Here is a 25,527-nt window from a genome sequence, read left to right on the forward strand (position 1 = left end):
TTCCATGACCACCAACAAGCAGATCCACCTCGTGTCGCGTCCCCAAGGCGAGGCGACCGTCGCCAACTTCAAGCTCGTCGAGGCGCCGATGCCGTCTTTGAACGACGGGCAGGTGCTGGTGCGCCACCACTTCCTGTCGCTCGATCCGTACATGCGCGGGCGCATGAACGAGAGCAAGAGCTACGCGCAGCCGCAGCCGCTCGGCGAGGTGATGATCGGCGGCACGGTGGGCGAGGTGGTCGAGTCGCGGCACGAAGGCTTCAGGCCAGGCGACAAGGTCGTCGGCATGGGTGGCTGGCAGGAGTACTCCGTCGTCGACGCCGCCCATCAGGGCATGCTGCGCAAGGTCGACACCACGCACATCCCGCTGTCGGCCTATCTCGGCGCCGTCGGCATGCCGGGGGTCACGGCGTGGTACGGCCTGGTGAAGATCTGCGAGCCGAAGGCCGGCGAGACCGTGGTCGTGAGCGCGGCCAGCGGTGCGGTCGGCGGCGTGGTGGGCCAGCTCGCGAAGGCGCGCGGCTGCCGTGCGGTGGGCATCGCCGGCGGGCCGGACAAGTGCCGCTACGTCGTCGAGGAACTGGGCTTCGACGCCTGCCTCGACTACAAGCTGCACAGCGACCTGAAGTCGCTGTCCACGGCGCTGTGGGATGCCTGCCCCAGCGGCATCGACGGCTACTTCGAGAACGTCGGCGGCATGATCCTCGACGCCGTGATGCTGCGCATGAACGCCTTCGGCCGCATCGCGCTGTGCGGGATGATCTCCGGCTACGACGGCCAGCCGATTCCCATGCAGTTCCCGCAGCTGCTGCTGCAGTCGCGGCTGAAGCTGCAGGGCTTCATCGTCAGCGAGCACATGCAGGTGTGGCCCGAGGCGCTCAAGGAGCTGGGCACGCTGGTGGCCACGGGCAAGCTGAAGTACCGCGAGACGGTCGCGCGGGGCATCGAGGCCGCGCCCGAGGCCTTCCTGGGGCTTCTGAAGGGCCGCAACTTCGGCAAGCAGCTCGTCAAGCTGATCTGAGCGGCAAGCCCGGCGCAGCGGGCGTGAAAGGCATTCGAGAAGGGCACACCATGGACGCGACACATGAAGTGTTCAACCAGCCGGCGCCGCTGGCCGACATCGACCTGTTCGCGACCCACCGCCCGCTGCGCGACGCGCTGCGCTGCCACGCGCCGTCACTGGACACGGCCGAGCTGGCACGGCTGGGCGCCGCGGCCGGCAGCGCCGAGATGCAGGCGCATGCCCGCCTGGCCAATGTCCACCCGCCGCAGCTGCACACGCACGACCGCGTCGGGCGCCGCATCGACACGGTCGAGTTCCATCCGAGCTACCACGCGCTGATGACGCTGGCCACCGGCGCCGGCCTGCACGGAACGCCCTGGGCCGGCGGCGCGCATGCGCACCTGCGCCGCGCCGCGGGCTTCATGCTGTTCACCGAGCTCGAGGCGTCGACGCTGTGCCCGATCTCCATGACGTACGCCGTCACGCCGGCACTGCAGGGCAACGCCGCTGTCGCCGCCGAGTGGGGCCCGCGCCTGACGAGCCGCGCCTACGACCCGCGCTTCGTGCCGGCCGCGCAGAAGGCCGGCGTGACCATGGGGATGGGGATGACCGAGAAGCAGGGCGGCTCCGACGTGCGCGCCAACACGACGCAGGCGCGGCACGACGGGCGCGACGCCTGGGGCGAGCGCTACCGCCTGGTCGGCCACAAGTGGTTCTTCTCGGCGCCGATGTGCGATGCCTTCCTCGTGCTCGCGCAGGCACCGGCAGGGCTGTCGTGCTTCTTCCTGCCGCGTTGGCTGCCCGACGGCAGCGTCAATGCCGTGCGCATCCAGCGGCTGAAGGACAAGCTCGGCAACAAGGCCAACGCCAGCTCGGAGGTGGAATTCCGGGATGCGCACGCCTGGCTGGTCGGCGAGGAAGGGCGCGGCGTGCCGCAGATCCTCGAGATGGGCACGCTCACTCGCCTCGACTGCGCCCTGGGCACCAGCGGCCTGATGCGCCACGCCCTGTCGCAGGCGCTCAACCACACGGCGCAGCGCAGCGCCTTCGGCAAGCCGCTGATGGCGCAGCCGCTGATGCGCAACGTGCTGGCCGACCTGGCGCTGGAAAGCGAGGCGGCCACCGCGCTGGCGCTGCGCCTGGCGCATGCGTTCGATGCCGCGGGCGACGAGCACGAGGCACTGATGCGCCGCCTGCTGACGCCCGTTGCCAAGTTCTGGATCTGCAAGCGCGGCAGCCACTTCGCCCAGGAGGCGATGGAGTGCCTGGGCGGCAACGGCTATGTCGAGGAAGGGGGCGAGGGCGTGATGGCGCGCATCTACCGCGAGATGCCGCTCAACTCCATCTGGGAAGGCGCCGGCAACATCATGGCGCTCGACCTCCTGCGCGCCTTGCGCAAGGGCGGTGCGATGGCCGATGCCCTCGCCGCCGAGCTGGAGCCCGCGCGCGGCGCGCATGCGGCCTTCGACCGCTTCGCCGCCGGCCTGCCGCAGCGGGTCGACGAAGCGGCCGAAGAGACCGAGGGCCGCCGCCTGGCGCAGGACGTGGCGCTCGCCGTGCAGGCTTCGCTGCTGCGCCGCCATGCGCCCGACTTCGTCTTCGAGGCCTTCTGCATGTCGCGTCTCGCAGGTGACTGGGGACATGCCTTCGGCACGCTACCCTCGCGCGTCGATTTCGATGCCCTCATCCAGCGAGCGATGCCCACGACATGAGCGATCTCATCCTTCACCACTACGCGGGCTCGCCCTTTTCCGAGAAGGTGCGCCTGGTGCTGGGATTCAAGGGCCTCACCTGGAGCTCGGTCACGGTGCCGGTCATCCTGCCCAAGCCAGACGTGGTCGCGCTCACCGGCGGCTACCGGCGCACGCCCTTTCTGCAGGTCGGCGCCGACATCTACTGCGACACCGCGCTGATGTGCCGCGTGATCGACAGGATGGCGCCGACGCCCCCGCTCTATCCCGATGCGGCGGGCGGCATGCAGCACGTGCTGGCGCAATGGGCCGACACGGCGCTGTTCTGGGCCGCGATTCCGTACACCATGCAGCCGGCGGGACTGCCGCACATCTTCGGCGGCGCGCCGCCCGAGGTGCTGAAGGCCTTCGCCGCCGACCGCGCCGCCATGACCGCCGGCATGCGGCGTCCCACCACGGCCGACGCCGCCGCCCAGCTGCACGGCTACTTCGGCTGGCTGGAGCAGCAGCTGGCCGACAGCCGCCTGTTCCTTCTGGGGGCCGCGCCGTGCATCGCCGACTTCTCGGTGGCGCAGTCGCTGTGGTACATCCGCCGCGCGCCGCCGGTCACCCACGTTCTATCGCCGTTTCCGAAGCTGCTCGCGTGGATCGAGCGTGTGCAGGCCTTCGGCCACGGCCGGCACGAGACGATGCCCAGCAGCGAGGCCATTGCCGCCGCACGCGCGGCGCAGACGACAGCCGTCGTGCCCTTCGACGACCGGCAGGGCTTCGCGCGCGGCGAGGAAGTCACGGTCACGCCGACCGACTACGCGCAGGATCCGGTGACCGGCCGCCTGCACGGACTCACGCACGACGAGGTGGCCATTGCGCGCGAGGACGAGCGCGCCGGCCGCCTGGTGGTGCACTTCCCGCGCATCGGCTACCAGGTGAAGAAGAGCGACACGGCGAAGTGAGAGGAACAGCAGGATGAAGACCTTCAAGGGCAAGACGGCGGTCATCACCGGCGCCGCCTCGGGCTTCGGCCTCGAGACATCGCGGCTGGCGGCGCGCGAGGGCATGAACGTCGTGATGGCCGACGTGCAGCAGGACGCGCTCGACCGTGCCGCCGCGGAGATCGCGGCGCTGGGCGCCGCGGTGCTGCCGTTCCGCCTCGACGTGTCCAAGGGCAGCGACGTCGAGGCGCTGGGCGCCGCCGCGCTGCAGCGATTCGGCGTGCCGCACCTGGTGTTCAACAACGCCGGCGTGGGCTCGGGCGGGCTGATGTGGGAGTACACGCAGAAGGACTGGGAGTGGATCGTCGGCGTCAACCTGATGGGCGTCGCGCACGGCATCCGCGTGTTCACGCCCCCGATGCTCGATGCCGCCCGGGATGATCCGGCGTACCAGGGCCACATCGTCAACACCGCGTCGATGGCCGGCCTGGTGAACATGCCGAACACCGGCTCGTACAACGCGACCAAGAGCGCGGTGGTGGCGATGACCGAGACGCTGTACCAGGACCTCGCGCTGGTGACCGACCAGGTGCGCTGCTCGCTGCTGTGCCCGTACTTCGTGCCCACCGGCATCGTCCAGAGCGAGCGCAACCGCCCGGCCGAGATGAGCGAGGACAGGCCGCCCACCAAGGCGCAGCTCGTCGCCAAGGCCCTCGGCGAAAAGGCCGTCAGCTCCGGCAAGCTCACGGCCGCGCAGATCGCGCAGTTCGTGATGGACGCGGTGGCGCAGGACCGCTTCTACATCTTCAGCCATCCCCATGCGCTCGGGCCGGTGCAGACCCGCATGGAGGACATCGTGCAGGGGCGCGATCCCAGCGACCCGTTCAAGGAGCGGCCGCAGATCGGCGAGAACCTGAGGAAGGCGTTGCGGGAGTGACAGCCCTCACCCCGACCCTCTCCCGCAAGCGGGAGAAGGGGTAAGAGAGGCATCCCCTCTCCCGCTTGCGGGGAAAGGGGCCGGGGTGAGGGCCAGCGCGAGCGGATGAATCGCGCCCCGCCTGCGTACACCTCGGCATGACGCGCATCCTGCTGCTCTGGATGGCCCTGGCCGTCCTCCCCGCGCACGCCGTCGCACCCGGCGATCCGGCCCCGGATTTCCAGCTCGCCGGGCTGCGCGGTCCGGTGAGCCTGGCCGACTTCAAGGGCAAGCTGACCTACGTCGACTTCTGGGCCTCGTGGTGCGCCGCCTGCAAGCAGTCGTTCCCGTGGATGAACGAGATGCAGGCCCGGTACGGCGCGAATGGCTTCCAGGTGGTGGGCATCAACCTCGACCGCAAGCGCGAAGACGCCGACCGTTTCCTGGCCGAGCGACCCGCGGCGTTCGCCATCGCGTTCGATGCCGGCGGCGAGAGTGCGAGGCGCTACGGCGTCAAGGGAATGCCCACCTCGGTGCTCGTCAGTCCGGAGGGCAGGGTGCTGTTCGTGCACAGCGGCTTTCGCCCCGAGCAGCAGCAGGCGCTCGAGGCTCGCATCGCCGCGGCGCTCGGTTCGAAGTAAGGAGATCCGCATGCACATGGTGTCGACCGCGGCGTTGCTGGCGGCCGTGCTCGCCGGCTGCGGCAGCGCCCCGCAGGCCTGGGAGAAGGGCGACCTGGCCAAGCCGGAGATGACGATGAACCCCGACACGCTGGAGCTGCGTCTCGGCCAGCGGGTGTACAGCAGCAAGGAGAACGCCTCGGGAGGCTACGGCGTGGGCGGAGGCGGCTGTGGCTGCAACTGACGCCGCCCGGCCGAGCGCCATCCTGATGGCGGCGCTGATGCTGCCGGGCATCGTGCCGCGGGCGCAGGCCGAGACCGCTCCCGAGCGCGGCGTCTTCAGCGCACGCTACCTCGACTATCGCGACGGGCAGCCGGGATTCGACCGCATCACCGTGCACTCGCCCGCGGTCTACGTGCTGGCCCCCATCGCCACCCGCTGGGCGATCGAGGGCTCGCTGCTGTCCGACAGCGTGTCGGGCGCATCGCCGCGCTATCACACGGCCATCTCCGGCGCCTCGCGCATGAGCGACTTGCGCCATGCGCTCGACGTGAAGCTCACGCGCTACGAGGACCGGCACGCCTTCTCGCTCGGCGCGGCCGCGTCCAGCGAGAACGACTTCGAGTCGCGTGCGGTTTCGGGCGAGGTGCGCCTGGCCAGCGAAGACAACAACCGCACCTGGAACATCGGCCTGGGCTACACGCGCGACCGCATCGGCTCGGCCGACTTCGAGCTGCTGCACGAGCGCCGCCGCACCGTCGAGGCGATCGTCGGCCTGACCCAGGTGCTCGGCAGGACCGACCTCGTGCAGGTGGCGCTCACCGCCGCGCACGGTCGCGGCTACTACAGCGATCCGTACAAGACGCCGGACTCGCGCCCGCGCAGGCGCGACCAGGCGATGGTGCTGCTGCGCTGGAACCATCACGTCGAAGGCACGGGCAGCACGCTGCGCACCAGCTACCGCTACTACACCGACAGCTTCAAGATCCGGGCGCACACGGTGCAGGCCGAGTGGGTGCAGCCGGTGGCGCAGCGCTGGACCGTGTCGCCGTCGGTGCGCCTGTACTCGCAGAGCGCGGCGAGCTTCTACTTCGATCCGGTCTACGACCCGGTGCTCGGTGCCCCCTTCCCGGTCGGCTTCACCAGCAACCCGCCGCAGTTCGTCTCCGGCGACCAGCGACTCGCGGCCTTCGGCGGCGTGACGCTGGGCCTCAAGCTGGCGCTGCAGCTCACGCCCGACTGGTCGGCCGACATCAAGGCCGAGCGCTACGAGCAGCGCTCGAGCTGGCGCTGGGGCGGCGGCGGATCGCCGGGGCTGGACCCGTTGCGGGCGACCCTCGTGCAGGTGGGCCTCGGCAAGCGCTTCTGAATGTCGCTCGGATTCGACTTCCAGGCCATGGCGTGCGGCTGCCAGGTGCGGCTGGCCGGCGCGGGCGAGGACGAGCTCGCGCCGCTCGCCCACGACGCCATCGCCGAAGTGCGCCGCATCGAGACGGCCTACTCGCGCTTCCGCGAGGACAGCATCGTCTCGCGCATCAATGCTGCGGCCGGCGGCGCCGCTGCGATCGAAGTCGACGACGAGACGGCCGGCCTGCTGAACTTCGCCGCGCAGCTGCATGCGCAGAGCGGCGGGCTGTTCGACATCACCTCGGGGGTGCTGCGGCGCGCCTGGAACTTCCGCACCGGCGTGCTGCCGTCGCAGGAGGTGCTCGCGCAGCTGCTGCCGCGGGTCGGCTGGTCGCAGGTGGAATGGGACGGCCGCAGGGTGCGCCTGCCGCGGTCCGGCATGGAACTCGACTTCGGCGGCTTCGGCAAGGAGTACGCCGCCGACCGCGCAGCGGCCGTGCTCGCCGAACGCGGCGCGGCGCACGGTTTCGTGAACCTCGGCGGCGACATCCGCGTGATCGGCCCGCAGGCCGACGGCCGCGCCTGGCGGTTCGGCATTCAGCATCCGCGGCGAGAGGACGCCACCATCGCCGGCATCGCGCTCGCGGGCGGCGCACTGGCGACCAGCGGCGACTACGAGCGCTATTTCGAGCACGAAGGTCGCCGCTACTGCCACATCCTGGATCCGCGCAGCGGCTGGCCGGCGCAGCACTGGCAGTCGATCAGCGTCGTCGCGCCGCTCGCCGTGGCGGCGGGGGCGATGACGACGATCGCGATGCTGAAGGGCCGTGACGCGCTGGACTTCCTGCGTGCGCAGGGCGTGGGCTTTCTCGCTGTCGATGCGCAGGGACAGGTGACGGCCGAGGGCGTGTGAGGGGGATCGCCCCGGCCGGACACCCCCGCAGTAGCATCGCCCCATGCAAAGGCGCCAGGCCCTCACGGCGGCCCTGATGCTGCCCTTCACCGGCGCGCTGCGCGCCGCGGCGGACGACTTCGCGGCGAAGCGGCGCCGCATGATCGACGACATCGCGATCATGGCCCGCGACACCCGCACCCCCATCGCCGAGCGTGTCATGTCGGTGCTCGCGACGCTGCCGCGACATGAGTTCGTTCCGCCGGAGCAGGTGGGCAACGCCTACCAGAACCGGCCGCTGCCCATCGGCCACGGGCAGACGATCTCGCAGCCGTACATCGTGGCGCTGATGACCGACCTCGCGAAGCTCGAGCCGGACCATCAGGTGCTGGAGGTCGGCACCGGCTCCGGCTACCAGGCGGCCGTCGCCGGGCGGCTGGCGCGCGCCGTCTACACCATCGAGATCGTCGAGCCGCTGGGCCAGCAGGCGATGCAGCGCCTGCAGCGACTGCGCCACGACAACGTGCACGTGCGCCTGGGCGACGGCTATCACGGCTGGGAGGAACACGCGCCGTACGACGCGGTCCTCGTCACCGCGGCGGCCAGCCACGTGCCGCCGCCGCTGGTGCGCCAGCTCAAGCCCGGCGGCCGCATGGTCATCCCCGTCGGCGCCCCGTTCATGGTCCAGCAGCTGATGCTCGTCGAGAAGCGGGCCGACGGCGGGGTGTCGACGCGACAGATCCTGCCGGTGGCCTTCGTTCCGCTCACCGGTCAGCGCTGAGGTGCGCATGTCCGCGCCGGTGATCGCCGTTGCGCTGATCTCGGCTGCGTCGCTCGCCTACGAGATCCTGCTGATGCGGCTGTTCTCCATCGTGCTGTGGCACCACTTCGCCTACATGATCATCAGCCTGGCGCTGCTCGGCTACGGCGCGAGCGGCGCAGCGGTGCTGCTCGCGCAGCGCTCGGTGGAGCGGCACTTCGCGGCGCTGTTCAGCGGCTGCGCCGCTGCCTTCGGCATCGGGTCGGTGGGCTGCTTCGCGCTGGCGCAGCGCCTGCCTTTCAATCCGCTCGAGCTGCTGTGGGACCCGTGGCAGCCGGTGCATCTGCTGTCGATCTACCTGCTGCTCCTGCTGCCCTTCCTGTGCGCGGGCGCCTGCGTCTGCATGGCGCTGACCCATTGGCGCGGCATGCAGTCGCGCCTTTACAGCGTCGACATCCTCGGCGCCGGCGCGGGCAGCCTTGCGGTGATCGTGCTGCTGTTCCGGCTGGAGCCGCAGCAGCTGCTCCGGTTGATCGGCGTGCTGGGCGTGCTCGGCGCGGCCGCGGCGTGGCTCGAATGCGGCGGCGGCCGACGCGGGCGCGCAGCCATGGCGCTGCCGCTGGCCGGCGCGCTTCTGCTCGTGCCTGCGGCGTGGATCACGCCGGTGATGTCGCCGTACAAGGAGCTCTCCCAGGCGCTGCGCCTGCCGCAGGCGCGCGTGGTGGAGCAGCGATCGAGCCCCCTGGGCCTGGTGAGCGTGCTCGAGAGCCCGCGCATTCCGCTGCGCCATGCGCCGGGGCTGAGTCTCACGGCATCGACCGAGCCGCCGCCGCAACTGGGCGTCTTCACCGACGGCGAGGGGCTGAACGCACTGACCCGCTTCGACGGCAGGCGAGAAAGCCTGGCCCACCTCGATCAGCTGAGCTCCGCGCTGCCTTACCACCTGCTGCAACGCCCGCGGGTGCTGGTGCTCGGTGCCGGGGCGGGCTCGGACGTGCTCCAGGCCCACTTCCACGGCGCGGCCCGGATCGATGCGGTGGAGCTCAACCCGCAGGTCGTGGACCTGGTGCGCCATCGCCACGCCGGCTTCGCGGGCGACCTGTACTCGAGCATCGCCCGTGTGCACGTGGCCGAGGCGCGCGGCTTCGTCGCCGCGAGCCGTGAACGCTACGACCTCATCCAGGTTGCGCTGCTCGATTCCTTCAGTGCGTCGTCGGCGGGGCTCCATGCGCTGTCGGAAAACTATCTCTACACGGTCGAGGCGCTGCAGGACGACCTGCGGCACCTGGCGCCCGGCGGGCTGCTCGCCATCACCCGCTGGGTCACGCTGCCGCCGCGTGATGCGCCGAAGCTGTTCGCGGCGGCGGTGGTGGCGCTGGAGCGCTCGGGCGTGAGCGATCCGGCGTCGCGCCTGGCGTTGATCCGCAGCTGGAAGACGACCACGCTGCTCGTGCGCCAGGGCGCCTTCGACGCCGGGCACATCGCCGCGATCAAGGCCTTCTGCGCGCAGCGGTCGTTCGACCTCGCCTACTACCCGGGCATGCGCGCAGAGGAGGCCAATCGCTACAACGTGGTCGAGCCGCCCGACCTGTTCGACGCCGCCGCGGCGCTGCTCGGGCCGGATCGCGACGCCTTCCTGGAACGCTACAAGTTCCATGTGGCGCCCGCCACCGACGACCGGCCGCACTTCTTCCATTTCTTCAAGTGGCGCTCGCTGCCCGAGCTCCTGTCGATCGAAGGCGGCGCAGGCCTGCCGCTGCTCGAGTGGGGCTATCCGGTGCTGGTGCTGACACTGGTGCAGGCGGCGCTTCTCAGCGTGCTGCTGATCGGACTGCCGATCGCGTGGGCGAGCCGGCGCGCCGCACGCGCGGCAGCATCCCGCGCGCGGGTGCTCGTGTACTTCCTCGCGATCGGCTTCGGCTTCATGTTCATCGAGATCGCGTTCATCCAGAAGTTCGTGCTCTTCCTGAGCCACCCGCTGTACGCGGTCGCCGTGGTGCTCTTCGCCTTCCTCGTGTTTGCCGGCATCGGCAGCCGCTTCTCGCCGCGCCTGCGCCTGCGCGTGCGCACGGTGGCGCTTGCCATCGCCTTGGCAGCCGCCGGCTGCGTGGCGGTGCTGCCGTGGCTGTTCCAGCATGCGATGGGGCTGCCCGATGTGCTGCGCATCGCGATTTGCGCGGGTCTCATCGCGCCGCTGGCGTTCTTCATGGGCATGCCGTTTCCGATCGGGCTGGCACGTGTCGAGCAGGCCGGTGCGTGGTTGATCCCGTGGGCGTGGGGCATCAACGGCTGCGCATCCGTCACGGCGGCGGTGCTCGCCACGCTGCTGGCGATCCACGTGGGGTTCACGGCGGTGGTGGTGCTGGCGCTGCTGCTGTACGCCGTCGCGGCAGCGTCCACGCCGTGACCCCCACCCCGGGAACCCCTTGCGCCGTCCGTGTCGGACGGCCCGCACATCACGCAATGCTCTTCGTGTGCCGGAAGAGATTGTCCGGGTCGTAGGTGCGCTTGAGCGTCGCCAGCCGATCCAGAGTGGGCCTGCCGTACGCCGCCTCGATGCGATCACGCCCTTCCTCCTCCGTGAGGAAGTTGATGTACGTGCCGCCCGTCGAGAACCCGCGCGTGGCCTCGAAGCACTCGCGGCTCCAGCGCACGTTGGCGGCATCGTCGGCGGCGCTCTCCCATGACGCGGCGATGTTGAGCACATACGCGGCATCGCGGTTGCCGGCCGGCGAATGCTCCGCCGAGCGCTCGCCCAGCGCGCCGCCGATCTGGAAGACGAGGATGGCCGAATGCGGCGACGGCAGGCGCTTGGCGTGCTCCATCAGCACGTCGATCGCCTGCGATTCCACGCGCGGCAGGTAGTGCGACTTCCAGTAGTAGCGCCGTCCCTTCGGCTGCGTCGCGTCCAGCAGGCTCTGCATCTGCGTGTACGGCCGGCGCGTGACGATGTCGGCCACCGGCTTGCCGCAGGCGCGCAGCGGTGCCAGCACCTTCTCGCCTTCCTCGATGCTGCCGCTGTGGCAGACGAACACCGCGACGATCGGCTTGCCGTGGATCTCCTTCGGCAACCACGGCGCAGGCGGCGCGATGCGCAGCACTGCGACGCAGGTCGTCTCGCGCGGCGTGGTGGCGCTGAACTCGCGGTAGAACTCGAGCACCTCCTTCGCGTCCTCGGCACGCCAGGCGATGGCGCCGCCGAGGATCTCCGGACCGACCGGGAACAGCGTGTACTCGAAGGAGGTGACGATGCCGAAGTTGCCGCTGCCGCCGCGCAGCGCCCAGAACAGCTCGGCGTTCTCGTCGGCCGCGGCGCGCACCACCCGGCCTTCGGCGGTCACCACCTCCATCGAGACCACCGTGTCGCAGGTCCAGCCGTGGCGCCGCGTGAGGTAGCCGAAGCCGCCGCCCACCGTGAGACCGGCGATGCCGGTGGCCGAGACGAAGCCGAGCACCGCCGCCAGCCCGTGCAGTTGCGTCTCGCGGTCGACGTCGCCCAGCGTGCAGCCGGCCTGCGCGCGTGCGGTGCGCGCCTTGGCGTCGACCCACACGCCTTTCATCAGCGACAGGTCGATCATCAGCCCGCCTTCTGCCACGGCCAGCCCTGCGATGTTGTGGCCGCCGCCGCGCACCGAGACGAGAAACTGATGCTGGCGCGCGAAGCGCACGGCGGCGACGACGTCGGTGGTGCCGGTGCAGCGCACGATGAGTCCGGGCCGCCGGTCGATCATCGCGTTCCAGATCTTGCGGGTCTCCTCGTAGTCGGGGGCGTCGGGTGCGAGCACCGGCCCGCGAAAGCCCGCCTTGAAGGACTGCAGGATCTCGGGCGAGACCTGCACCTTGCCGCCGTCGGCGGCCTTGAGTTCGATCGTCATGTTGGAAGCTCCTTCGAGTGATCTGCGCGATGCGCCTGCGCAGTCTGCTTGCGACGGTCGGGCATGCCATCCACCGGCCGGATGGTTCTGCGGTGTGGAAGCGGCGGCGAGGCGATAGTCAGAAATGACTAGGCAGCCCTCACCCCGACCCTCTCCCGCCTAGCGCGGGAGAGGGAGCCTTTTGGGGTTCCTGTGGCGACAGCAGCCCGTGCCGCGCCGCGAACGCCGCGGCCTCGGCGCGATTGGCCGCCTGTGTCTTGCCGAGGATGTTGCGCACATGGATGGCCACGGTGGCCGGGCTGCGGCACAGCGCGTCGGCGATCTCCTGGTTGGTCTTGCCGGCGGCGACCAGGCGCAGGACCTGCACCTCGCGCGCCGACAGGCCGGCGGCGTGGACCTCCGGCTTGCGTGTCGTGGACAGCTGCGCCTGCAGCTGCGCAACGCGGGCCTCGAGTGACTGCATGCCCAGCTCGCGGGCGTCGTCCAGCGCTTGCGTGAGCAGCGATGCGGCGCGCTCGGCGTCGCCGCTTTCGGATCGCCGCAGCAACATGGCGGCGAACTCGCAGCGCGTATGCGCCAGCCAGGGCCGGCCGCCGGTGCGCTCATCGAAGCCGAGTGCGAAGTCGAAGTGGCGCTGCGCGTCGTCGTAGCGTGACAGCAGGGTCGCCAGCATGCCCAGCAGGCGCGCGCCGGCGCCGAACGACGCGGTGTGCGCGCCGAAGACGATGTTGCGCTCGGCATAGGGCATCAGCAGCTCGTACAGCGTGGCGGCGCGGGACACGTCGTGGAGGTGCACGCAGACCTCGGCCAGGTAGGCCAGGCTGGCCGCGCGGATCGCGTCGTGTACGACGCCCGCGAAGCCTCCGGCGGCAAGCCGGTCGAAAAGATCGCGTGCCTGGTCGTCGGCGCCCAGCTCGCAGTACAGGATCGCCAGGCCCGGCCGCCACGCCGCGGCCGGCGCTTCGCTGTCGAGGAACTGCTTGAGCACCGGCGCGAGCTCGCGCAGCCGGCCTTGCTCGCGTCTCAACGTGAACATCTGCGCGCCGAAGATGCCGGCGGCGTTGTCGCGGTCGAAGCGCTCGCCGCAGCGCAGCGCCTGCACGGCCAGCTGCTCGGCTTCGGCGAAGCGGCCCTGATGCGTGGCGATCATGGCCAGCGCCACCCGCGCGACCGCCTCGATGAAGGGCTCGCGCGTGCGTTCGCCGACGGCGAGATGAAGGCGGCTGATCTCGTCGGCGGCGGCAGTGTCGCCGGCCTCCATCAGGTCGCCGGCGTGCCAACCCGTGAGCGTGGAGACGGCCCAGTGCGCGTGATCGCGCCCCTGCACCAGGGCGAGCGCCTGCCGCGCCGACTCGATGCGCACCGCCAGGCCCTCCGGGTACCAGCGCCCCGGCACGATGGCGCTCAGCGCACCGAACAGGATGCGCGGATCGTCGACACGGCGCGCCATGGCCACGGCCTCGTGATAGGCAGCCTCGGCCTGCTGCGGCCGGTTGGAGAACAGCAAGGCGCGGCACAGCGAGCTGAGCAGCGATGCGCGTTCGCGGCTGTCCGCGGCCGGCGCCGCGGCCAGCGCCTCCTCGATGAGCTCGACGGCCTTCGAGCCCTCACCACCCATGCGCCACTGCGCGTTGCCATACCCGATGGCCGCGCGTGCGAGCAGCGAAGCGTCGTACAGCCGGCGTGCGCAACCGGCGGCGTCGGCGAAGGTCGCCAGCGCGAGCGCGTTGTCGCCGGCGCCGATCTGCGCCTCGCCCAGGCCCAGCAACAGCGCGCCGCGCTGCGCGTCGTCCGAGGCGCCCGTGCCCAGCGTCGCGCAGGCGAGGGCGTAGTGACGGGCGGCTTCTTCATGCGCCTGCATCGCGGTCGCCCGCTCGGCGGCGCGGGTGGCGTATTCGATCGCTTTGGCCGGGTCGCCGGCGGGTCCGGCGGCGTGGCAGTGGTGCGCCAGGCTGGACAGCGCCGGCGCAAGATCGCCGGCGTGCAGTGCCTCGAGCGCGGCCGCGATGCGCTGGTGCAGGCGTGTGCGACGCACCGCGGGCAGTTCGTCGTACAGCGTGTCGCGCACCAGCGCATGGGTGAACTGGTAGCCGCCGAGGCTTGCCGATTCGTCGACCAGGCCGGCCTCCCGCGCTTCTTCCAGGGCCGCCAGGCACTCCTCGTCGGTCAGCTCATCGAGCAGGCGGCACAGCAGCGCGAAGTCGAACTCGCGCCCGATCACCGCGGCGTTCTGCAGGACCGGCACGCAGGCCGGCGACAGGCGGTTCAGCCGCGCCCCGATCACGTCGCGCACGCCGCGGGGGACCCGGCGGGCAGGCGGGCCGTCGCTGCGCGCAGTGCGTGACTGGACCAGGTCGCGCGCCAGTTCGGTCAGGAACAGCGGATGTCCCTCGGTCTGCTCGTACATCGCCTCCGCCAGCGGGGCCGATGCGGTTCCCGCGGCCGCGACGACGAACTCGGCGGTCTCGGCCGGACTCAGGCCGCCCAGCAGCAGCCGCTGCACCTGGGCGTGCCGGTGCAGCTGCGCCAACGTGTCCGACAGCGGGTGCCGGCGCGAGACCTCCGAATCGCGATACGTGCCCAGCACCATGAGCCGGCTCGCGCCGGCTTCGGCCATCACGAACTGGAGCAGGCGCAGCGACGGCACGTCGGCGCGGTGCAGGTCGTCGAGCAGCAACAGCAACGGCTGGCGCGCCGCCGCGCGCTGCCAGAAGGCGGCGATGGCGTCGAAGAGGCGGAAGCGCGCCTCGACCGCGTCGGGACCGGCTTGCGCACTGCCGGGCACGGAAGCCTGCTGCGGGTCGAGCGCGGAGAGGGCCGAGGCCGCCGCGCCCAGCGTTTCGGCCAGCGTGCCCTCGTCGTGCAGTGCGGCGTAGCGCCGCACGAGCTGCAGCCAGGGCCAGTAGGGCGGGGCGCCGGGCTCCTCCGGGCAGCGGCCCCACAGGGCGAGGACGCCGCGGCGGCCGGCGTGCTCGACCAGCTCCTGCGCGGTGCGCGTCTTGCCGATGCCCGGCTCGCCGGTCAGCAGCACGATGCCGGGCCGCCCGTCCACCGCCCGCGCCAGGGCGGCCTGCAGGGCGTCGAGCTCGGAGCGCCGCCCGATGAACCTGCGTTCGGCGTCGCCGGCCATGCGCGCTCAGCCGGCCATCGCCGGCGGGCGGATCTCGGACACCTCGATGACGACGTCGGCCGGGAGGTTCGCGCGGCGTGCCGCTTCGCGGATGGCCTCGGCCGACGGCGCCTCGTACAGGCAATAGGTCTTCTTCTTGTCGGCCGACAGGAAGGAGAAGAGCCAATGCACGCCCGCACTGGCGTTGATCTCGCTGACCAGGCGTGCGGATTCGTCGGTGAGCTGAAGCTGTTCGGCGAAATTGCGCTCGATGACGAACAAGGCCATGCGGGTCCCCCGGGCGGATGCGATCTTGTACTCCGTTGGAGCGGCGTCGCAAAGCCCGAATACGCCTCAGGCAGAGACCCTGCCGCCGTCGCAGTTCGGCTTGCGGTCGGCGGCCATCGGCGTAAGCTGGCATCGCCACCCGACGGAACCGATGGCCGAAAGGACCTCGCAAGAGGGACGAGTAAAGCGATCAGTCGCTGAAGAGTGACGGCAGCCCGCCTCCGGATCAAACCTCAGGTGGGCTGTTCCTTTTCAGGGCGCCGCTGCACCTGCAGGCTGCGGCGATGGCCAGGTCGTAGACCCGGCTAGCGTCGTCCTCGCGCCGTCAACGCCCGCGCCTGCAGCAGGATGGATCCATCGGGCAGCACCGGCATGCGCTCGCGCAGGCGTTCACGCAGTTGCTCGCGCACCGGCTCCTCCAGTTGCATGGCATGGGCCGGCGCCGGCCCCTGGCCGGCGAGGAAGGGACGCCAGTAGTCGTCGAAGTCGGCGAAGCGCATCGGGATCTCGATGGCGGACACCTCGACCTGGCGCAGGCCGGCGTCTGCGAATGCCGAGGCGAGCGCATCGGGCTGGCACAGCGGAAAGCGCTCGCCCTGGTCCTGCGCACGGGCCTGCGCATCGAACTGCGCGGCCACATCCCAGTAGAGCCGGATCAGGTCCATCTTGCGCGCGTAGTCCCACACGTAGGCGCCCACCGAGCCGCCCGTCGCCGTGACGCGGACCATCTCGCGCAGCGCGGCGCCGGCATCCGGCACGAAGTTGAGCATCAGCGCGGACACGGTGGCGTCGACGGACGAATCGTCGAGCGGCAGCTGGCCCGCGGATGCGCGGTGCAGGACGACCTCCGCCGGCAGCAGTTGCCGGGCGGTGGCCAGAAAGCCTTCGGACGGGTCGATGCCGACGACGCTGCGCGGCGCGCACCGGGCGACGATCTCCGCGCAGAGCGCCCCGGTGCCGCAGCCGACGTCCAGCCACCGCCGGTCGGCGGGCACCTCCATCCAGTGCAGGAACCGGGGCGCCACCTCGCGGCTCCAGCGGCCCATGTAGCGCTCGTAAGCGTCGCCGAGCTGCCACTTGTCGTTGCGGTTGTTCGCTTCCATCGGTGCCTCCTGGCAAAGCTATTGGCGCAGCGGCAACCTGCCGATGAAGCGCCGCAGCGCGGCGTTGAATGCCTCGGGGGCATCCATGCTCGGCAGGTGCGCCGCGCCTTCGAGCATGACGCGCTGCGCGCCGGAGATGCGACGCACCAGCTCCTCGCAGCGCGCACGCAGGTGCGGCAGGTCCAGGTCGCCCCACAGCACCAGCGTGGGCACCTGCAGTTCCTGCAGCCGGCGCCAGGCCGTGGCCGCCGGCTCCAACGCCTCGCCTACATCGTCGGCGCGCAGGGCGATGCCGTTCATCGCAAGGAAGAGCTCGCGCGTCGCGCCGCCCACCCGTCCCGGTGGCGCCGCGGGGCCGTCGAGCCAGAGCTGCGCCTCGAGCTCGTTGACCGCATCGACATCGCGCCGCGCCGAGGCCGCGTCGATGTCGCCGGCGAGCCGTTGCACCCGGCCGGTCAGCTCGGCCTGCGGTGCGCCGCCCACCGCCGGTGCGACCAGCACCAGAGCGCGCACGCGCTGCGGTTGCGCCAGCGCGGCGTCGATCGCGACGCGGCCGCCTTGCGAGCAGCCGACGAGCACGGCGCTGTCGAACCGCGCCGCGTCCATCACCGCCCACAGGTCGGCTTCGCGCGAGTGGCGCGTGGGCGCGAGCGTTCGCGTCTCGCCGAAGCCGCGCCGGTCGTAGCGCAGCAGCGGATGCGACGCCGCAAAGGCTTCCCACTGCGCCTGCCACATGCGGCGGTCGCACACGCCCGCGTGCAGGAACACCAGCGGCACGCCTTGCGCGCCATGGCTCGCCTCGACCTCGGCGGCGAGCACCGCGCCGTCGACATTCACCCACGTCGTCGTGCTCATCGACCGTGCCTCTCTTCGAGCTCGCCCGCGATGGTCACCGGCTCGATCGCATCGGCGGGCGCGAAGCCGAACACGCGGCCGTAGAAGTACAGCTCGGCCTCGAGGGTGCGGCGCAGCGTCTCCAGGCGGCGAAAGCCGTGTCCCTCGCCTTCGAACGCAAGGAAGGCGACCGGAACGCCGCGCGCCTTCATCGCTTCGACCATGCCCTGCGATTGCGACGGCAGGACCACCTTGTCGTCCAGCCCCTGGAAGAAGATCACCGGCCGCTTGAGCCGGTCGGCGTGCAAGGCCGGAGAGCGCTCGCGGTACAGGCGCTCGCGTTCGGGCGGTGGGGCGACCAGGTACTCGGTGTAGCGCGACTCGAACTTGTGCGTGTCGGCATCCAGCGCCGCCAGGTCGGTGACGCCGAAGTAGCTCGCGCCGGCCTTGAACACGTCGTGGAAGATCAGCGCGCACAGGGTCGTGTAGCCGCTGGCGCTGCTGCCGCGGATGGCCATTCGCTGCGGGTCGACGCTGCCGCGCTGCGCGAGGTGGCGCGCGGCGGCCACGCAGTCCTGCACGTCGACGATGCCCCACTGGCCCTTCAGCGTCTCCATGTAGGCACGGCCGAAGCCGGTGCTGCCGCCGTAGTTGACGTCGAGCACCGCGAAGCCGCGGCTGGTCCAGAAGTTCACCGGCAGCCGCAGGCTGGTCCCGCTCATCGACGTCGGCCCGCCGTGACTGGTCACGATGAGCGGCGGGCGCTCGCCGGGCGGCGCCTCGAAGTCGGGATTGGTCGGCGGATAGTGGAAGGCGTGGGCGATGCGGCCGCCCTCGCTCTCGAAAGCCAGGCTTTCAGGCCGCGCCAGCCAGGCCGCATCGGGCAGGTCGGTGGCGCTGCGCGCCAGCACGGTGTGCGCACCGCTGTCGAGGTCGATGCGCAGCAGGTGCTGCGGTTGTGTCGGCGATCCGGCGATGGCGACGATGAAGCCGGGACCCACCTGCAGCTCCTCGAAGTCGGTGCGGTCGGTGGCGATCGGCTGCCAGGCGCCGCTGCGCACATCGATGCGGCCCAGCCGGCTCACGCCCTGGTCGATGCAGCTGGCGATGATCTCGTGCGCGCCATGAAAGCCGTACAGGTGACGTCCGAAGACCCATTGCGGCCTGGCGAACTCGGCGTCCGTGGGGCACAGCGGCTGCAGCGCATCGCGCTCCATGCGATGCAGGTTCCAGAATCCCGAGCGGTCCGACACCACGAACAGCTGCCCGTCGGGCGACCATTGCGGCTGGCACAGGGAATCGTCCGCGCCGCCGGCGAGGCGCCGCGGCTGCACGAGGCGGCCGTCGTCCGACACATCGGCCAGCCACAACTCGGTGCCCTGGAACGGCATCAGCGGATGGTTCCAGCACAGCCAGGCCAGGCGGCGGCCATCGGGCGACAGGCGCGGCGCGGCGTAGAAGTCGTGGCCGCTGGCCAGCGCCGCGGCATCGCCGCGGCCGTCGAGCGGCAGGGCCACCAGCAGGTTGCGCGGCTCGTGCCCGCCTGCGGCGTGGTCCTCGCGCACGGCGATGAGGCGCTGTCGGGGGGCGTCGAGCTCGAAGTCGGCGTGGCGATGGCGGCTCTCGTGCGTGAGGGGCTCGATGGCGCCGTCCGGCGCGCGGCGGTAGACGAGGTTGTCGGCGTAGTGGGAGAAGTACAGGACACCACCGGCCGCGATGCAGGCGCCGCCGCCGTACTCGTGCACCCGAGAGCGGACGTTGTACGGCGCGGCGGTCAGCATCTCCGTCGGCGAGTCGGCCGTACCGTCGCTGCGCATCGCCGCGACGCGGCCGCCTTCCCCGGGCAGGCCTTCGAGCCAGACCACCGACGAGCCGTCGATGTGCGGCGCGGACAGCGGCCGGCTTGCGCTGGCGACGCGCTGTGCGGTGATCGGTGAAGCCCAGGTGCCGAAGGAGGCGATGGTGCGGCCGGGCATGCGAAGCTCCTTGGTCGGTGAACGGGCGCAGGTTAGCGCCATTCGCTGCCCGTGTTTCAACAGGAGGCGTTCATGTCCGCACTGATGATCCTCGTCGCAGGTCCCTACCGTTCCGGCACGAACGACGATCCGGCACTGATCGCGAAGAACGTGGCCGCGATGACCGAGGCCAGCCTGCGGCTGTTTCGCGCCGGGCACCTGCCGGTGATGGGCGAGTGGTTCGCGCTGCCGCTGATCGAGCACGCCGGCTCCACGGGCATCGGCGATGAGGTGTTCAACGAGATCTTCCATCCGGTTTCGAGGCGCCTGGTCGCCAAGTGCGACGCCTGCCTGCGCATCGGCGGTCCCTCCGCCGGCGCCGACGAGATGGTCGCCATCGCGCGCCAGCATGGCAAGGCGGTGTTTCACGGCCTCGACGAGGTGCCGGCACCCTGAGTCCCCCCGCAGACCCCCGCACCCCGCACGGTCATTGCCCCGGCGATACAACGTCCGACTCCGTCTCGACGCAAGGATCACCGTGGACCTCGGCCTCAGCACCAAGCACGCACTCGTCACCGGCTCGACCGCCGGCATAGGACTGGCCACCGCCTGTGCGCTCGCACGCGAAGGCGCAGCCGTCACCGTCAACGGCCGCACGCAGCGGCGGGTCGATGAAGCGGTGGCGCAGGTGCGCAAGGCCGCGCCGCGCGCCGCGGTGAACGGCATCGCGCTCGACCTGTCCACCGCGGACGGCTGCCGCGCGATCACCGAGGTGCTGCCCGATGTCGACGTGCTGGTCAACAACCTCGGCATCTTCGAGCCGAAGCCGTTCGAGGACATCCCGGACGAAGACTGGCTGCGCTTCTTCGAGGTCAACGTGATGAGCGGCGTGCGCCTGTCGCGCCACTACGTCGCCGGCATGCGGGCGCGCAACTGGGGCCGCATCGTCTTCGTCTCCAGCGAATCGGGACTGCAGATCCCGACCGAGATGATTCACTACGGCATGACCAAGACCGCACAGCTTGCCGTCGCCCGCGGCCTGGCCGAGACGCTGGCCGGCACCGGTGTCACGGTGAACAGCGTGCTGCCGGGCCCCACCGCTTCCGAAGGCGTCGGCGGCTTCGTCGCCGACATGGCCCGCACGCGCGGTGTTGACGTCGCCACCGTCGAGCGCGAGTTCTTCAGCAGCGCGCGGCCCTCGTCGGTGCTGCGCCGCTTCGCCACGCCCGACGAGGTCGCGTCGATGATCGTGTACGCGTGCAGCGCGGCCGCGTCGGCGACCACGGGCACGGCGCTGCGGGTCGACGGTGGCGTCGTGCGCGCCATCGCCTGAGGGGACGCCGAGGTGGCCCGGTGAAGCGGCTGCGCATCCTGGTGACGCACGATGCCCAGGCGCGGCGCCTGTACTACGGCGACGCGGCGATCGCGCGCCTGCGCGCGCTGGGCGACGTGAGCGTCAACGACACCGGGGGACCATTGCCGCTGCCGCAGCTGGTGGCGCTCGCGCGCGACTGCCAGGTGATCGTCAGCGACCGGCAGACGGCCGCGCCGGCGGCCGTGTTCGAGCAGCTTCCCGGTCTCGCGGTGTTCATGCGCTGCGCGGTCGACATCCGCAACGTCGATGTGGCCGCTGCCAGCGCACACGGTGTGCTCGTGACCCGCGCGAGCGCCGGCTTCGCGACCGCGGTGGCCGAGTGGGTGATGGCCGCCATGCTCGACCTGAGCCGCCACACGAGCGAGTACGTCGCCACCTGGCGCGCCGGCGCGGTGCCGACCGCCCGCATGGGCCGTGAGCTGCGCGGGGCCACGCTCGGCGTGCTCGGCTACGGTGCCATCGGCCGCGCGGTCGTTCGCCTCGGGCTGGCCTTCGGCATGCGGGTGTGCGTGGCCGATCCGAACGTGCAGGTGGACGATCCGGCCGTCGAGCAGCTCACGCTGGACGCGGTGCTGGCCGCGGCCGATTGTGTCGTGTGCCTGGTCGTGGCGACGCCGCAGACGGAGAACCTGATGAACGATGCGCGCTTCGCGCAGATGAAGGACGGCGCGTTCTTCGTCAATGCGTCGCGTGGCGAGCTCGTCGACGAGGCCGCGCTGCTGCGCGCCCTCGACAGCGGCCGGCTGGCGGGCTGCGCGATGGACGTGGGCCGCGCCCCGGACCAGATGCCATCGCGGTCGCTCGCCGCGCATCCGCGTGTCGTCGCCACGCCGCACGTCGGCGGCCTCACGCCGCCGGCGGTGTCGCACCAGGCGATCGAGACCACCGAGCAGCTCGCGGCCATCACACGCGGCGAGACGCCGCGCGGGGCGGTGAACCCGGAGCACGCGCGGCGCTTGCAAACCTTGTAGGACCTCCGCCATGCATCTCCAGGGTTCCTGCCACTGCCGCGCCGTGACCTTCTCCGTCGAATCGACGTCGCCCGTCCCCTTCATGCGCTGCTACTGCTCGATCTGCCGCAAGACCGCGGGCAGCGGCGGCTATGCGATCAACCTGGGCGCCGACTTCCACACGCTGAAGGTGAAAGGACGCCGCCATCTGCGCGTCTACCGGGCGCGGATGGGCGAAGGCGACGACGTGCGCACGAGCAGCGGGCAGCGTCACTTCTGCGGCCGCTGCGGCAGCCCGCTGTGGCTGTGGGATCCCGCCTGGCCGGACCTGGTGCATCCGCACGCCGGTGCCATCGACAGCGAGCTGCCGCCGCCGCCCGAGCATGTCCACATGATGCTGGGCTCGAAGGCGAGCTGGGTGCCGGTGGAAGGGCGGCGCGACGATCCGCGCTACGAGGACTATCCGGACATGTCGCTCGCCCAGTGGCACGAGCGGCACGGTTAGACGGGCACGACGGGCGCGCACAGCTCGCACGAGAACACGCCGGTCTTCTCGTCGAAGGCGAAGTCGGCGCCGTAGATCTCGATGCGCGGACCGTCGTCGGGGCGGTAGCCGGTGGCCGGCAACCCTTCGATCATGAAGCGGCCCCAGGCGCCGTCGACCTCGTCGGTCGCGCCGGAAAAGCGCGTGCAGGCATAGCGCCCGCCCGGCAGCGCCTGCACACCGATCTCGCCATGGGGCAGGAACCCGGGACCGACTTCGACGCAGGCGTCGTAGCGGCATTGCTGCGGCGACGTCACCATCGGGTTGTCGTGCGCCACGCCGTACATCGTGCGGCGCGGCTGCATCAGCCCCTGCTGCTCGCACCAGGCGGCAAAGCGAAGCCAGGTCTTCGGAATGCCGGAGTTGCCGTAGGGGCCGACGCAGCGCATGTAGGCCACCCGCACCTCGGGCAAGGTCCTGATCTGCACCTCCATCGGATCTCCTTGTGCCGGCTCGACGCTGCCCGTCGGCCAGAGCTCGGGATCGTGCTTGAACGCCAGTGCCACCTCTTGATGCGTGTTGCGATCGGCTTGATGAATCTTGCTGAGCTGTCGCCAGCGCGACTCGGCCCAGTCGCGTGACGCCCCGCGCCGCCAGGCCGTGGGCGTGACGCCGAAGTGCGCGCTGAAGGCGCGGGTGAAGACCTCGGCCGAGCCGAAACCCACTTCCAGCGCGATGCGCGAGGCCGCCATCTCGGGCGCGGCCACCAGGCGCCCCGCGCTCACCTCGAGCCGGCGCCGACGCACGCACTGGGCCAGCGTCTCGCCGGTCGTCTCGTGGAACACGCGATGGAAGTGCCAGGGCGAGAAGTGCGCGACTGCGGCCAGGGTCTGCAGGTCCAGCGGCTCGGTCAGGTGCGCATCGATGTAGTCGATGACCCGGTTGATGCGGCTGACGGTGGAAGGATGGGCGGGCATGGACAGCACTATGCAGCGCTGTTGGCGGAATTGCCGTCTGCGGGATGTCCGGCAGGCGTCAGCCGTTCTTCGCCACCCACTCGATGAACGCATCGAGCGAAGGCGTCGCACGCGCCGCCTGCGGGTGGTTCACGATCGCCGCGACGGCGTACACCTTGCCGCTGCGCGCGCGCACGTAGCCGGCCAGCGCACGCGTGTCGCGCAGCGTGCCGGTCTTCAGCCACGCCTGGCCGGTCGCCGACCCGCTGCGCATTCGCTGCGCGAGCGTGCCGTCCACGCCGGCGATCGGCAGCGAATCCACGAAGACGGTGGAGCCGCCGGCGCGCCAGGCACCCAGCAGCAGCTGCACCATCGCCCTCGGCTTGCCGCGCTCGGCTCGCGACTGGCCCGAGCCGATGTCGATGTGGATGTCGTCGTCTGCCAGGCCCTTTTCGCGCAGCCAGCCGTGCACCCGCTCCTGCGCGCGTGACAGCGCGCCCAGCGGCGTGGTGGCGCCGCTGGCCAGTGACAGCAGCAGGTTGCGGGCCGCCACGTTGTTGCTGGTCTTGTTGATCTCCCGGATCAGCTCCGGCAGCGGCGTCGACACCTCGCTGCTCCACGCCGGCGGCGGGGCGTCCGCGGCGTCGGGCGCCGCCGGCCGGCGCTGTGCCTCCACGACGCGGCCGCCCAGCTTGCCGCCGGTCTGCGCCCACAGCGCCGTGACCAGCCGCGGCGTCGGGACCACCGCCGGGGCCGGCGCGGCCAGGCGCATCGCCGCGGTCGGCCGCACGAAGGCGACGTCGCGCGCACCGCAACCGTCGTCCCAGCGGCCGCGCACCCACAGCGTCGGCAGGCCGGAAGTCTGCTGCGGCGACTTCCATTGCGCCCAGGCCTGGCAGCCGCCGCCCATGAAGACGTCGTTGACCACCTGTACGCCCAGCGGATGCGGGCGCAGGGTGACGGCGGCGCGCTGGGACCTGGTGGGATGCACCGCCACGACCAGCGCGCCTCGGTTGAAGGTGCGCGCATCCGACGCCATGCCGGTCGCGCGCTCCTCGGCGGCGGTGCCCGCCTGGGTCGGATGCTCCTCGTGCAGAAGGTCGAGCCGCTCCAGGACGATGTTGCCGGCGACGTGCACCAGGCCCTCGGCGCGCATCTGGCGGAACCAGCGCGCCAGCTCGGTCGGCGTGAGGCCGGCATCGCCGCCGGCAATGACCAGATCGCCGGCGAGACGACCGTTCACCAGCGGGCCGGCGGCGTAGGCCTCCGTGCGCCAGCGGTGCGCCTCGCCGAGAAGGTCGAGCGCGGCCAGCGAGGTGACGATCTTGGCAGTCGATCCGAGGGTGAACGGCCGCTCGGCGTTCAGCGTCGCCAGCGGAGTCGGCGCGCCTGCGTCGACCGGGCGCACGTCGAAGCCGAAGCTCGCCAGCGGCAGCCCGGAGGCGCCCAGCGCTTTCGCCACCTCGGTCGGAAGCGCCGGGGCGGCCTGCACGATGGCCGAGCACAGCCCGACCGCGACGCCGAGCCAAAGGGTTCGCGCACGATGTTGCACGTCGCTGTCGAGGCAAGGAGCATGCCTCGCGAGCCTGCGGGGCGCGTGGCGGCGCGCCGCCCGCGTTCCGGCAAAACCTGCCGGAAGGCCGGCAAAAAAGTCGGCCGGTCAGGCGATCTGATCGAGCGTGACGCCGGCGCGCCGAACGGCGGCCCAGAACACCTTGGAGAACAGGTCGCGCTGCGGATCCGCGTCCTGGACGCTGCTCGACGACATGGCGAGCGCCTGTGCCGTGAGCGGCAGATTGGGCCCGGGCATCGAGCCGCTGAGGACCTGGATCTCGCAGGCACGCTGAAGCACGTACATCCAGTAGAAGGCCGATGCGATGTCGTGCTCGGCGACGAGCAGCCCGTGGTTGCGCAGCAGCAGGCAGGTCTTGTCGCCGAGATGCTCGACCAGCCGCGCCTGCTCGCCTTCATCAACCGTGACGCCTTCGAAGTCGTGATAGGCGACGCGCCCATGCAGGAAGGCGGCGTAGAAGTTGTCCATCGCCAGGCCCTCGGCCTTGCACGACACCGCGATGCCGGCCGAATGGTGGGTGTGGATGATGCAGTGCGCGTCGTCGCGCGCGCGGTGGATCGCGCTGTGGATGACGAAGCCCGCGCGGTTCACCGGATGGTCGTCGCGGCCGATCGTGTTGCCGGCGAGGTCGACCTTGACCAGGTTGCGGGCCGTGACCTCGCCGTAGTGCAGGCCGAACGGGTTGATGAGGTAGTGCCGCTCGGGTCCCGGCAGGCGCACGGTGATGTGGTTGAAGATCTCCTCGACCCAGCCGCGCCTGTCGAAGACACGGTAGCAAGCCGCGAGCTCGAGCCGCAGTCGCCATTCGTCGAGCTCGCAATCGTGCGGGCGCGTACGCTCGATGTCGTTGATAGTGAACATGT

The 25,527-nt window shown here is 71.1% G+C and carries 23 protein-coding genes; 14 read left to right on the forward strand and 9 right to left on the reverse strand.

All coding sequences use genetic code 11. The features are described from left to right. Window positions 1-4 precede the first annotated feature (4 nt). The 10 genes from P7V53_RS09815 (at window position 5) to P7V53_RS09860 (ending at window position 10,569) form a co-directional block, all read left to right on the forward strand. Window positions 5-1,021, forward strand: coding sequence for an NADP-dependent oxidoreductase (locus P7V53_RS09815; protein WP_280155300.1), 1,017 nt, complete (start codon window positions 5-7; stop codon window positions 1,019-1,021). Window positions 1,022-1,071: 50 nt separating this feature from the next. Next, window positions 1,072-2,715 carry an isovaleryl-CoA dehydrogenase gene (locus P7V53_RS09820; RefSeq protein WP_280155301.1) on the forward strand — a complete coding sequence of 548 codons (1,644 nt, stop codon included), beginning with the start codon at window positions 1,072-1,074 and terminating at the stop codon, window positions 2,713-2,715. Continuing rightward, window positions 2,712-3,647 (forward strand): glutathione S-transferase family protein, encoded by a 936-nt coding sequence (locus P7V53_RS09825; RefSeq protein WP_280155302.1) that lies wholly within the window; start codon window positions 2,712-2,714, stop codon window positions 3,645-3,647. The genes P7V53_RS09820 and P7V53_RS09825 overlap by 4 nt, the downstream gene beginning before the upstream one ends. A gap of 13 nt (window positions 3,648-3,660) precedes the next feature. Beyond that, window positions 3,661-4,563 (forward strand): SDR family oxidoreductase, encoded by a 903-nt coding sequence (locus tag P7V53_RS09830; protein ID WP_280155303.1) that lies wholly within the window; start codon window positions 3,661-3,663, stop codon window positions 4,561-4,563. A 137-nt stretch (window positions 4,564-4,700) separates the two neighbouring features. Further along, on the forward strand, window positions 4,701-5,183 hold the full coding sequence (locus P7V53_RS09835) for a TlpA disulfide reductase family protein (RefSeq protein ID WP_280155304.1): 483 nt from the start codon (window positions 4,701-4,703) through the stop codon (window positions 5,181-5,183). Window positions 5,184-5,193: 10 nt separating this feature from the next. Next, window positions 5,194-5,406 carry a DUF4266 domain-containing protein gene (locus tag P7V53_RS09840; RefSeq protein ID WP_280155305.1) on the forward strand — a complete coding sequence of 71 codons (213 nt, stop codon included), beginning with the start codon at window positions 5,194-5,196 and terminating at the stop codon, window positions 5,404-5,406. Then, complete coding sequence (locus tag P7V53_RS09845; protein ID WP_280155306.1) at window positions 5,393-6,532, forward strand: DUF3570 domain-containing protein; 1,140 nt, start codon at window positions 5,393-5,395, stop codon at window positions 6,530-6,532. The genes P7V53_RS09840 and P7V53_RS09845 overlap by 14 nt, the downstream gene beginning before the upstream one ends. Continuing rightward, the gene (locus P7V53_RS09850) at window positions 6,533-7,423 is read left to right on the forward strand and encodes an FAD:protein FMN transferase (protein ID WP_280155307.1); all 891 of its coding nucleotides are present in this window, start codon (window positions 6,533-6,535) and stop codon (window positions 7,421-7,423) included. Window positions 7,424-7,466: 43 nt separating this feature from the next. Continuing rightward, window positions 7,467-8,183 carry a protein-L-isoaspartate(D-aspartate) O-methyltransferase gene (locus P7V53_RS09855; RefSeq protein WP_280155308.1) on the forward strand — a complete coding sequence of 239 codons (717 nt, stop codon included), beginning with the start codon at window positions 7,467-7,469 and terminating at the stop codon, window positions 8,181-8,183. 7 nt (window positions 8,184-8,190) lie between these two features. Continuing rightward, on the forward strand, window positions 8,191-10,569 hold the full coding sequence (locus P7V53_RS09860; protein ID WP_280155309.1) for an SAM-dependent methyltransferase: 2,379 nt from the start codon (window positions 8,191-8,193) through the stop codon (window positions 10,567-10,569). Window positions 10,570-10,618: 49 nt separating this feature from the next. On the opposite strand, the gene P7V53_RS09865 is transcribed toward P7V53_RS09860, so the two are convergent. The 6 genes from P7V53_RS09865 to P7V53_RS09890 form a co-directional block, all read right to left on the reverse strand. After that, window positions 10,619-12,037 (reverse strand): FAD-binding oxidoreductase, encoded by a 1,419-nt coding sequence (locus P7V53_RS09865; RefSeq protein WP_280155310.1) that lies wholly within the window; start codon window positions 12,035-12,037, stop codon window positions 10,619-10,621. Window positions 12,038-12,176: 139 nt separating this feature from the next. Beyond that, complete coding sequence (locus tag P7V53_RS09870) at window positions 12,177-15,167, reverse strand: AAA family ATPase (protein WP_280155311.1); 2,991 nt, start codon at window positions 15,165-15,167, stop codon at window positions 12,177-12,179. 6 nt (window positions 15,168-15,173) lie between these two features. Continuing rightward, window positions 15,174-15,434: a DUF4242 domain-containing protein gene (locus P7V53_RS09875; protein ID WP_280155312.1), complete on the reverse strand. Its 261-nt coding sequence runs from the start codon at window positions 15,432-15,434 to the stop codon at window positions 15,174-15,176. Window positions 15,435-15,739: 305 nt separating this feature from the next. Beyond that, window positions 15,740-16,537: a class I SAM-dependent methyltransferase gene (locus P7V53_RS09880; RefSeq protein ID WP_280155313.1), complete on the reverse strand. Its 798-nt coding sequence runs from the start codon at window positions 16,535-16,537 to the stop codon at window positions 15,740-15,742. 18 nt (window positions 16,538-16,555) lie between these two features. Then, on the reverse strand, window positions 16,556-17,392 hold the full coding sequence (locus tag P7V53_RS09885; protein WP_280155314.1) for an alpha/beta hydrolase: 837 nt from the start codon (window positions 17,390-17,392) through the stop codon (window positions 16,556-16,558). Continuing rightward, window positions 17,389-19,347: a prolyl oligopeptidase family serine peptidase gene (locus P7V53_RS09890; protein ID WP_280155315.1), complete on the reverse strand. Its 1,959-nt coding sequence runs from the start codon at window positions 19,345-19,347 to the stop codon at window positions 17,389-17,391. The genes P7V53_RS09885 and P7V53_RS09890 overlap by 4 nt, the downstream gene beginning before the upstream one ends. A 72-nt stretch (window positions 19,348-19,419) precedes the next feature. Here P7V53_RS09890 and P7V53_RS09895 point away from each other — a divergent pair, with 72 nt between their 5' ends. From P7V53_RS09895 to P7V53_RS09910, 4 genes are all read left to right on the forward strand, one after another. Next, on the forward strand, window positions 19,420-19,782 hold the full coding sequence (locus P7V53_RS09895; protein WP_280155316.1) for a DUF4406 domain-containing protein: 363 nt from the start codon (window positions 19,420-19,422) through the stop codon (window positions 19,780-19,782). Between the two features lie 82 nt (window positions 19,783-19,864). Then, window positions 19,865-20,659 carry an SDR family oxidoreductase gene (locus tag P7V53_RS09900; RefSeq protein ID WP_280155317.1) on the forward strand — a complete coding sequence of 265 codons (795 nt, stop codon included), beginning with the start codon at window positions 19,865-19,867 and terminating at the stop codon, window positions 20,657-20,659. 20 nt (window positions 20,660-20,679) lie between these two features. Beyond that, the gene (locus P7V53_RS09905; RefSeq protein WP_280155318.1) at window positions 20,680-21,672 is read left to right on the forward strand and encodes an NAD(P)-dependent oxidoreductase; all 993 of its coding nucleotides are present in this window, start codon (window positions 20,680-20,682) and stop codon (window positions 21,670-21,672) included. A 10-nt stretch (window positions 21,673-21,682) separates the two neighbouring features. Continuing rightward, the gene (locus P7V53_RS09910) at window positions 21,683-22,156 is read left to right on the forward strand and encodes a GFA family protein (protein ID WP_280155319.1); all 474 of its coding nucleotides are present in this window, start codon (window positions 21,683-21,685) and stop codon (window positions 22,154-22,156) included. On the opposite strand, the gene P7V53_RS09915 is transcribed toward P7V53_RS09910, so the two are convergent. The 3 genes from P7V53_RS09915 to P7V53_RS09925 all read right to left on the reverse strand — a co-directional run bounded on the left by P7V53_RS09915 (window position 22,153) and on the right by P7V53_RS09925 (window position 25,525). Next, complete coding sequence (locus P7V53_RS09915) at window positions 22,153-23,112, reverse strand: AraC family transcriptional regulator (RefSeq protein ID WP_280155320.1); 960 nt, start codon at window positions 23,110-23,112, stop codon at window positions 22,153-22,155. The genes P7V53_RS09910 and P7V53_RS09915 overlap by 4 nt on opposite strands. A 58-nt stretch (window positions 23,113-23,170) precedes the next feature. Further along, entirely contained in the window at window positions 23,171-24,643 is a 1,473-nt protein-coding gene (locus P7V53_RS09920; protein ID WP_280155321.1) for a D-alanyl-D-alanine carboxypeptidase, read from the reverse strand. Between the two features lie 108 nt (window positions 24,644-24,751). Then, entirely contained in the window at window positions 24,752-25,525 is a 774-nt protein-coding gene (locus P7V53_RS09925; protein ID WP_280155322.1) for a class II aldolase/adducin family protein, read from the reverse strand. Between the last annotated feature and the right edge of the window lie 2 nt (window positions 25,526-25,527).

The organism is Piscinibacter sp. XHJ-5 (assembly GCF_029855045.1).
Lineage (GTDB): Bacteria > Pseudomonadota > Gammaproteobacteria > Burkholderiales > Burkholderiaceae_C > Albitalea.

Coding starts and splice junctions, on each gene's coding strand:
- P7V53_RS09815 (WP_280155300.1), top strand. CDS start 5: ATGACCACCAACAAGCAGATCCACCTCGTGTCGCGTCCCCAAGGCGAG.
- P7V53_RS09820 (WP_280155301.1), top strand. CDS start 1,072: ATGGACGCGACACATGAAGTGTTCAACCAGCCGGCGCCGCTGGCCGAC.
- P7V53_RS09825 (WP_280155302.1), top strand. CDS start 2,712: ATGAGCGATCTCATCCTTCACCACTACGCGGGCTCGCCCTTTTCCGAG.
- P7V53_RS09830 (WP_280155303.1), top strand. CDS start 3,661: ATGAAGACCTTCAAGGGCAAGACGGCGGTCATCACCGGCGCCGCCTCG.
- P7V53_RS09835 (WP_280155304.1), top strand. CDS start 4,701: ATGACGCGCATCCTGCTGCTCTGGATGGCCCTGGCCGTCCTCCCCGCG.
- P7V53_RS09840 (WP_280155305.1), top strand. CDS start 5,194: ATGCACATGGTGTCGACCGCGGCGTTGCTGGCGGCCGTGCTCGCCGGC.
- P7V53_RS09850 (WP_280155307.1), top strand. CDS start 6,533: ATGTCGCTCGGATTCGACTTCCAGGCCATGGCGTGCGGCTGCCAGGTG.
- P7V53_RS09855 (WP_280155308.1), top strand. CDS start 7,467: ATGCAAAGGCGCCAGGCCCTCACGGCGGCCCTGATGCTGCCCTTCACC.
- P7V53_RS09860 (WP_280155309.1), top strand. CDS start 8,191: ATGTCCGCGCCGGTGATCGCCGTTGCGCTGATCTCGGCTGCGTCGCTC.
- P7V53_RS09865 (WP_280155310.1), bottom strand. CDS start 12,037: ATGACGATCGAACTCAAGGCCGCCGACGGCGGCAAGGTGCAGGTCTCG.
- P7V53_RS09870 (WP_280155311.1), bottom strand. CDS start 15,167: ATGGCCGGCGACGCCGAACGCAGGTTCATCGGGCGGCGCTCCGAGCTC.
- P7V53_RS09875 (WP_280155312.1), bottom strand. CDS start 15,434: ATGGCCTTGTTCGTCATCGAGCGCAATTTCGCCGAACAGCTTCAGCTC.
- P7V53_RS09880 (WP_280155313.1), bottom strand. CDS start 16,537: ATGGAAGCGAACAACCGCAACGACAAGTGGCAGCTCGGCGACGCTTAC.
- P7V53_RS09885 (WP_280155314.1), bottom strand. CDS start 17,392: ATGAGCACGACGACGTGGGTGAATGTCGACGGCGCGGTGCTCGCCGCC.
- P7V53_RS09890 (WP_280155315.1), bottom strand. CDS start 19,347: ATGCCCGGCCGCACCATCGCCTCCTTCGGCACCTGGGCTTCACCGATC.
- P7V53_RS09895 (WP_280155316.1), top strand. CDS start 19,420: ATGTCCGCACTGATGATCCTCGTCGCAGGTCCCTACCGTTCCGGCACG.
- P7V53_RS09910 (WP_280155319.1), top strand. CDS start 21,683: ATGCATCTCCAGGGTTCCTGCCACTGCCGCGCCGTGACCTTCTCCGTC.
- P7V53_RS09915 (WP_280155320.1), bottom strand. CDS start 23,112: ATGCCCGCCCATCCTTCCACCGTCAGCCGCATCAACCGGGTCATCGAC.
- P7V53_RS09925 (WP_280155322.1), bottom strand. CDS start 25,525: ATGTTCACTATCAACGACATCGAGCGTACGCGCCCGCACGATTGCGAG.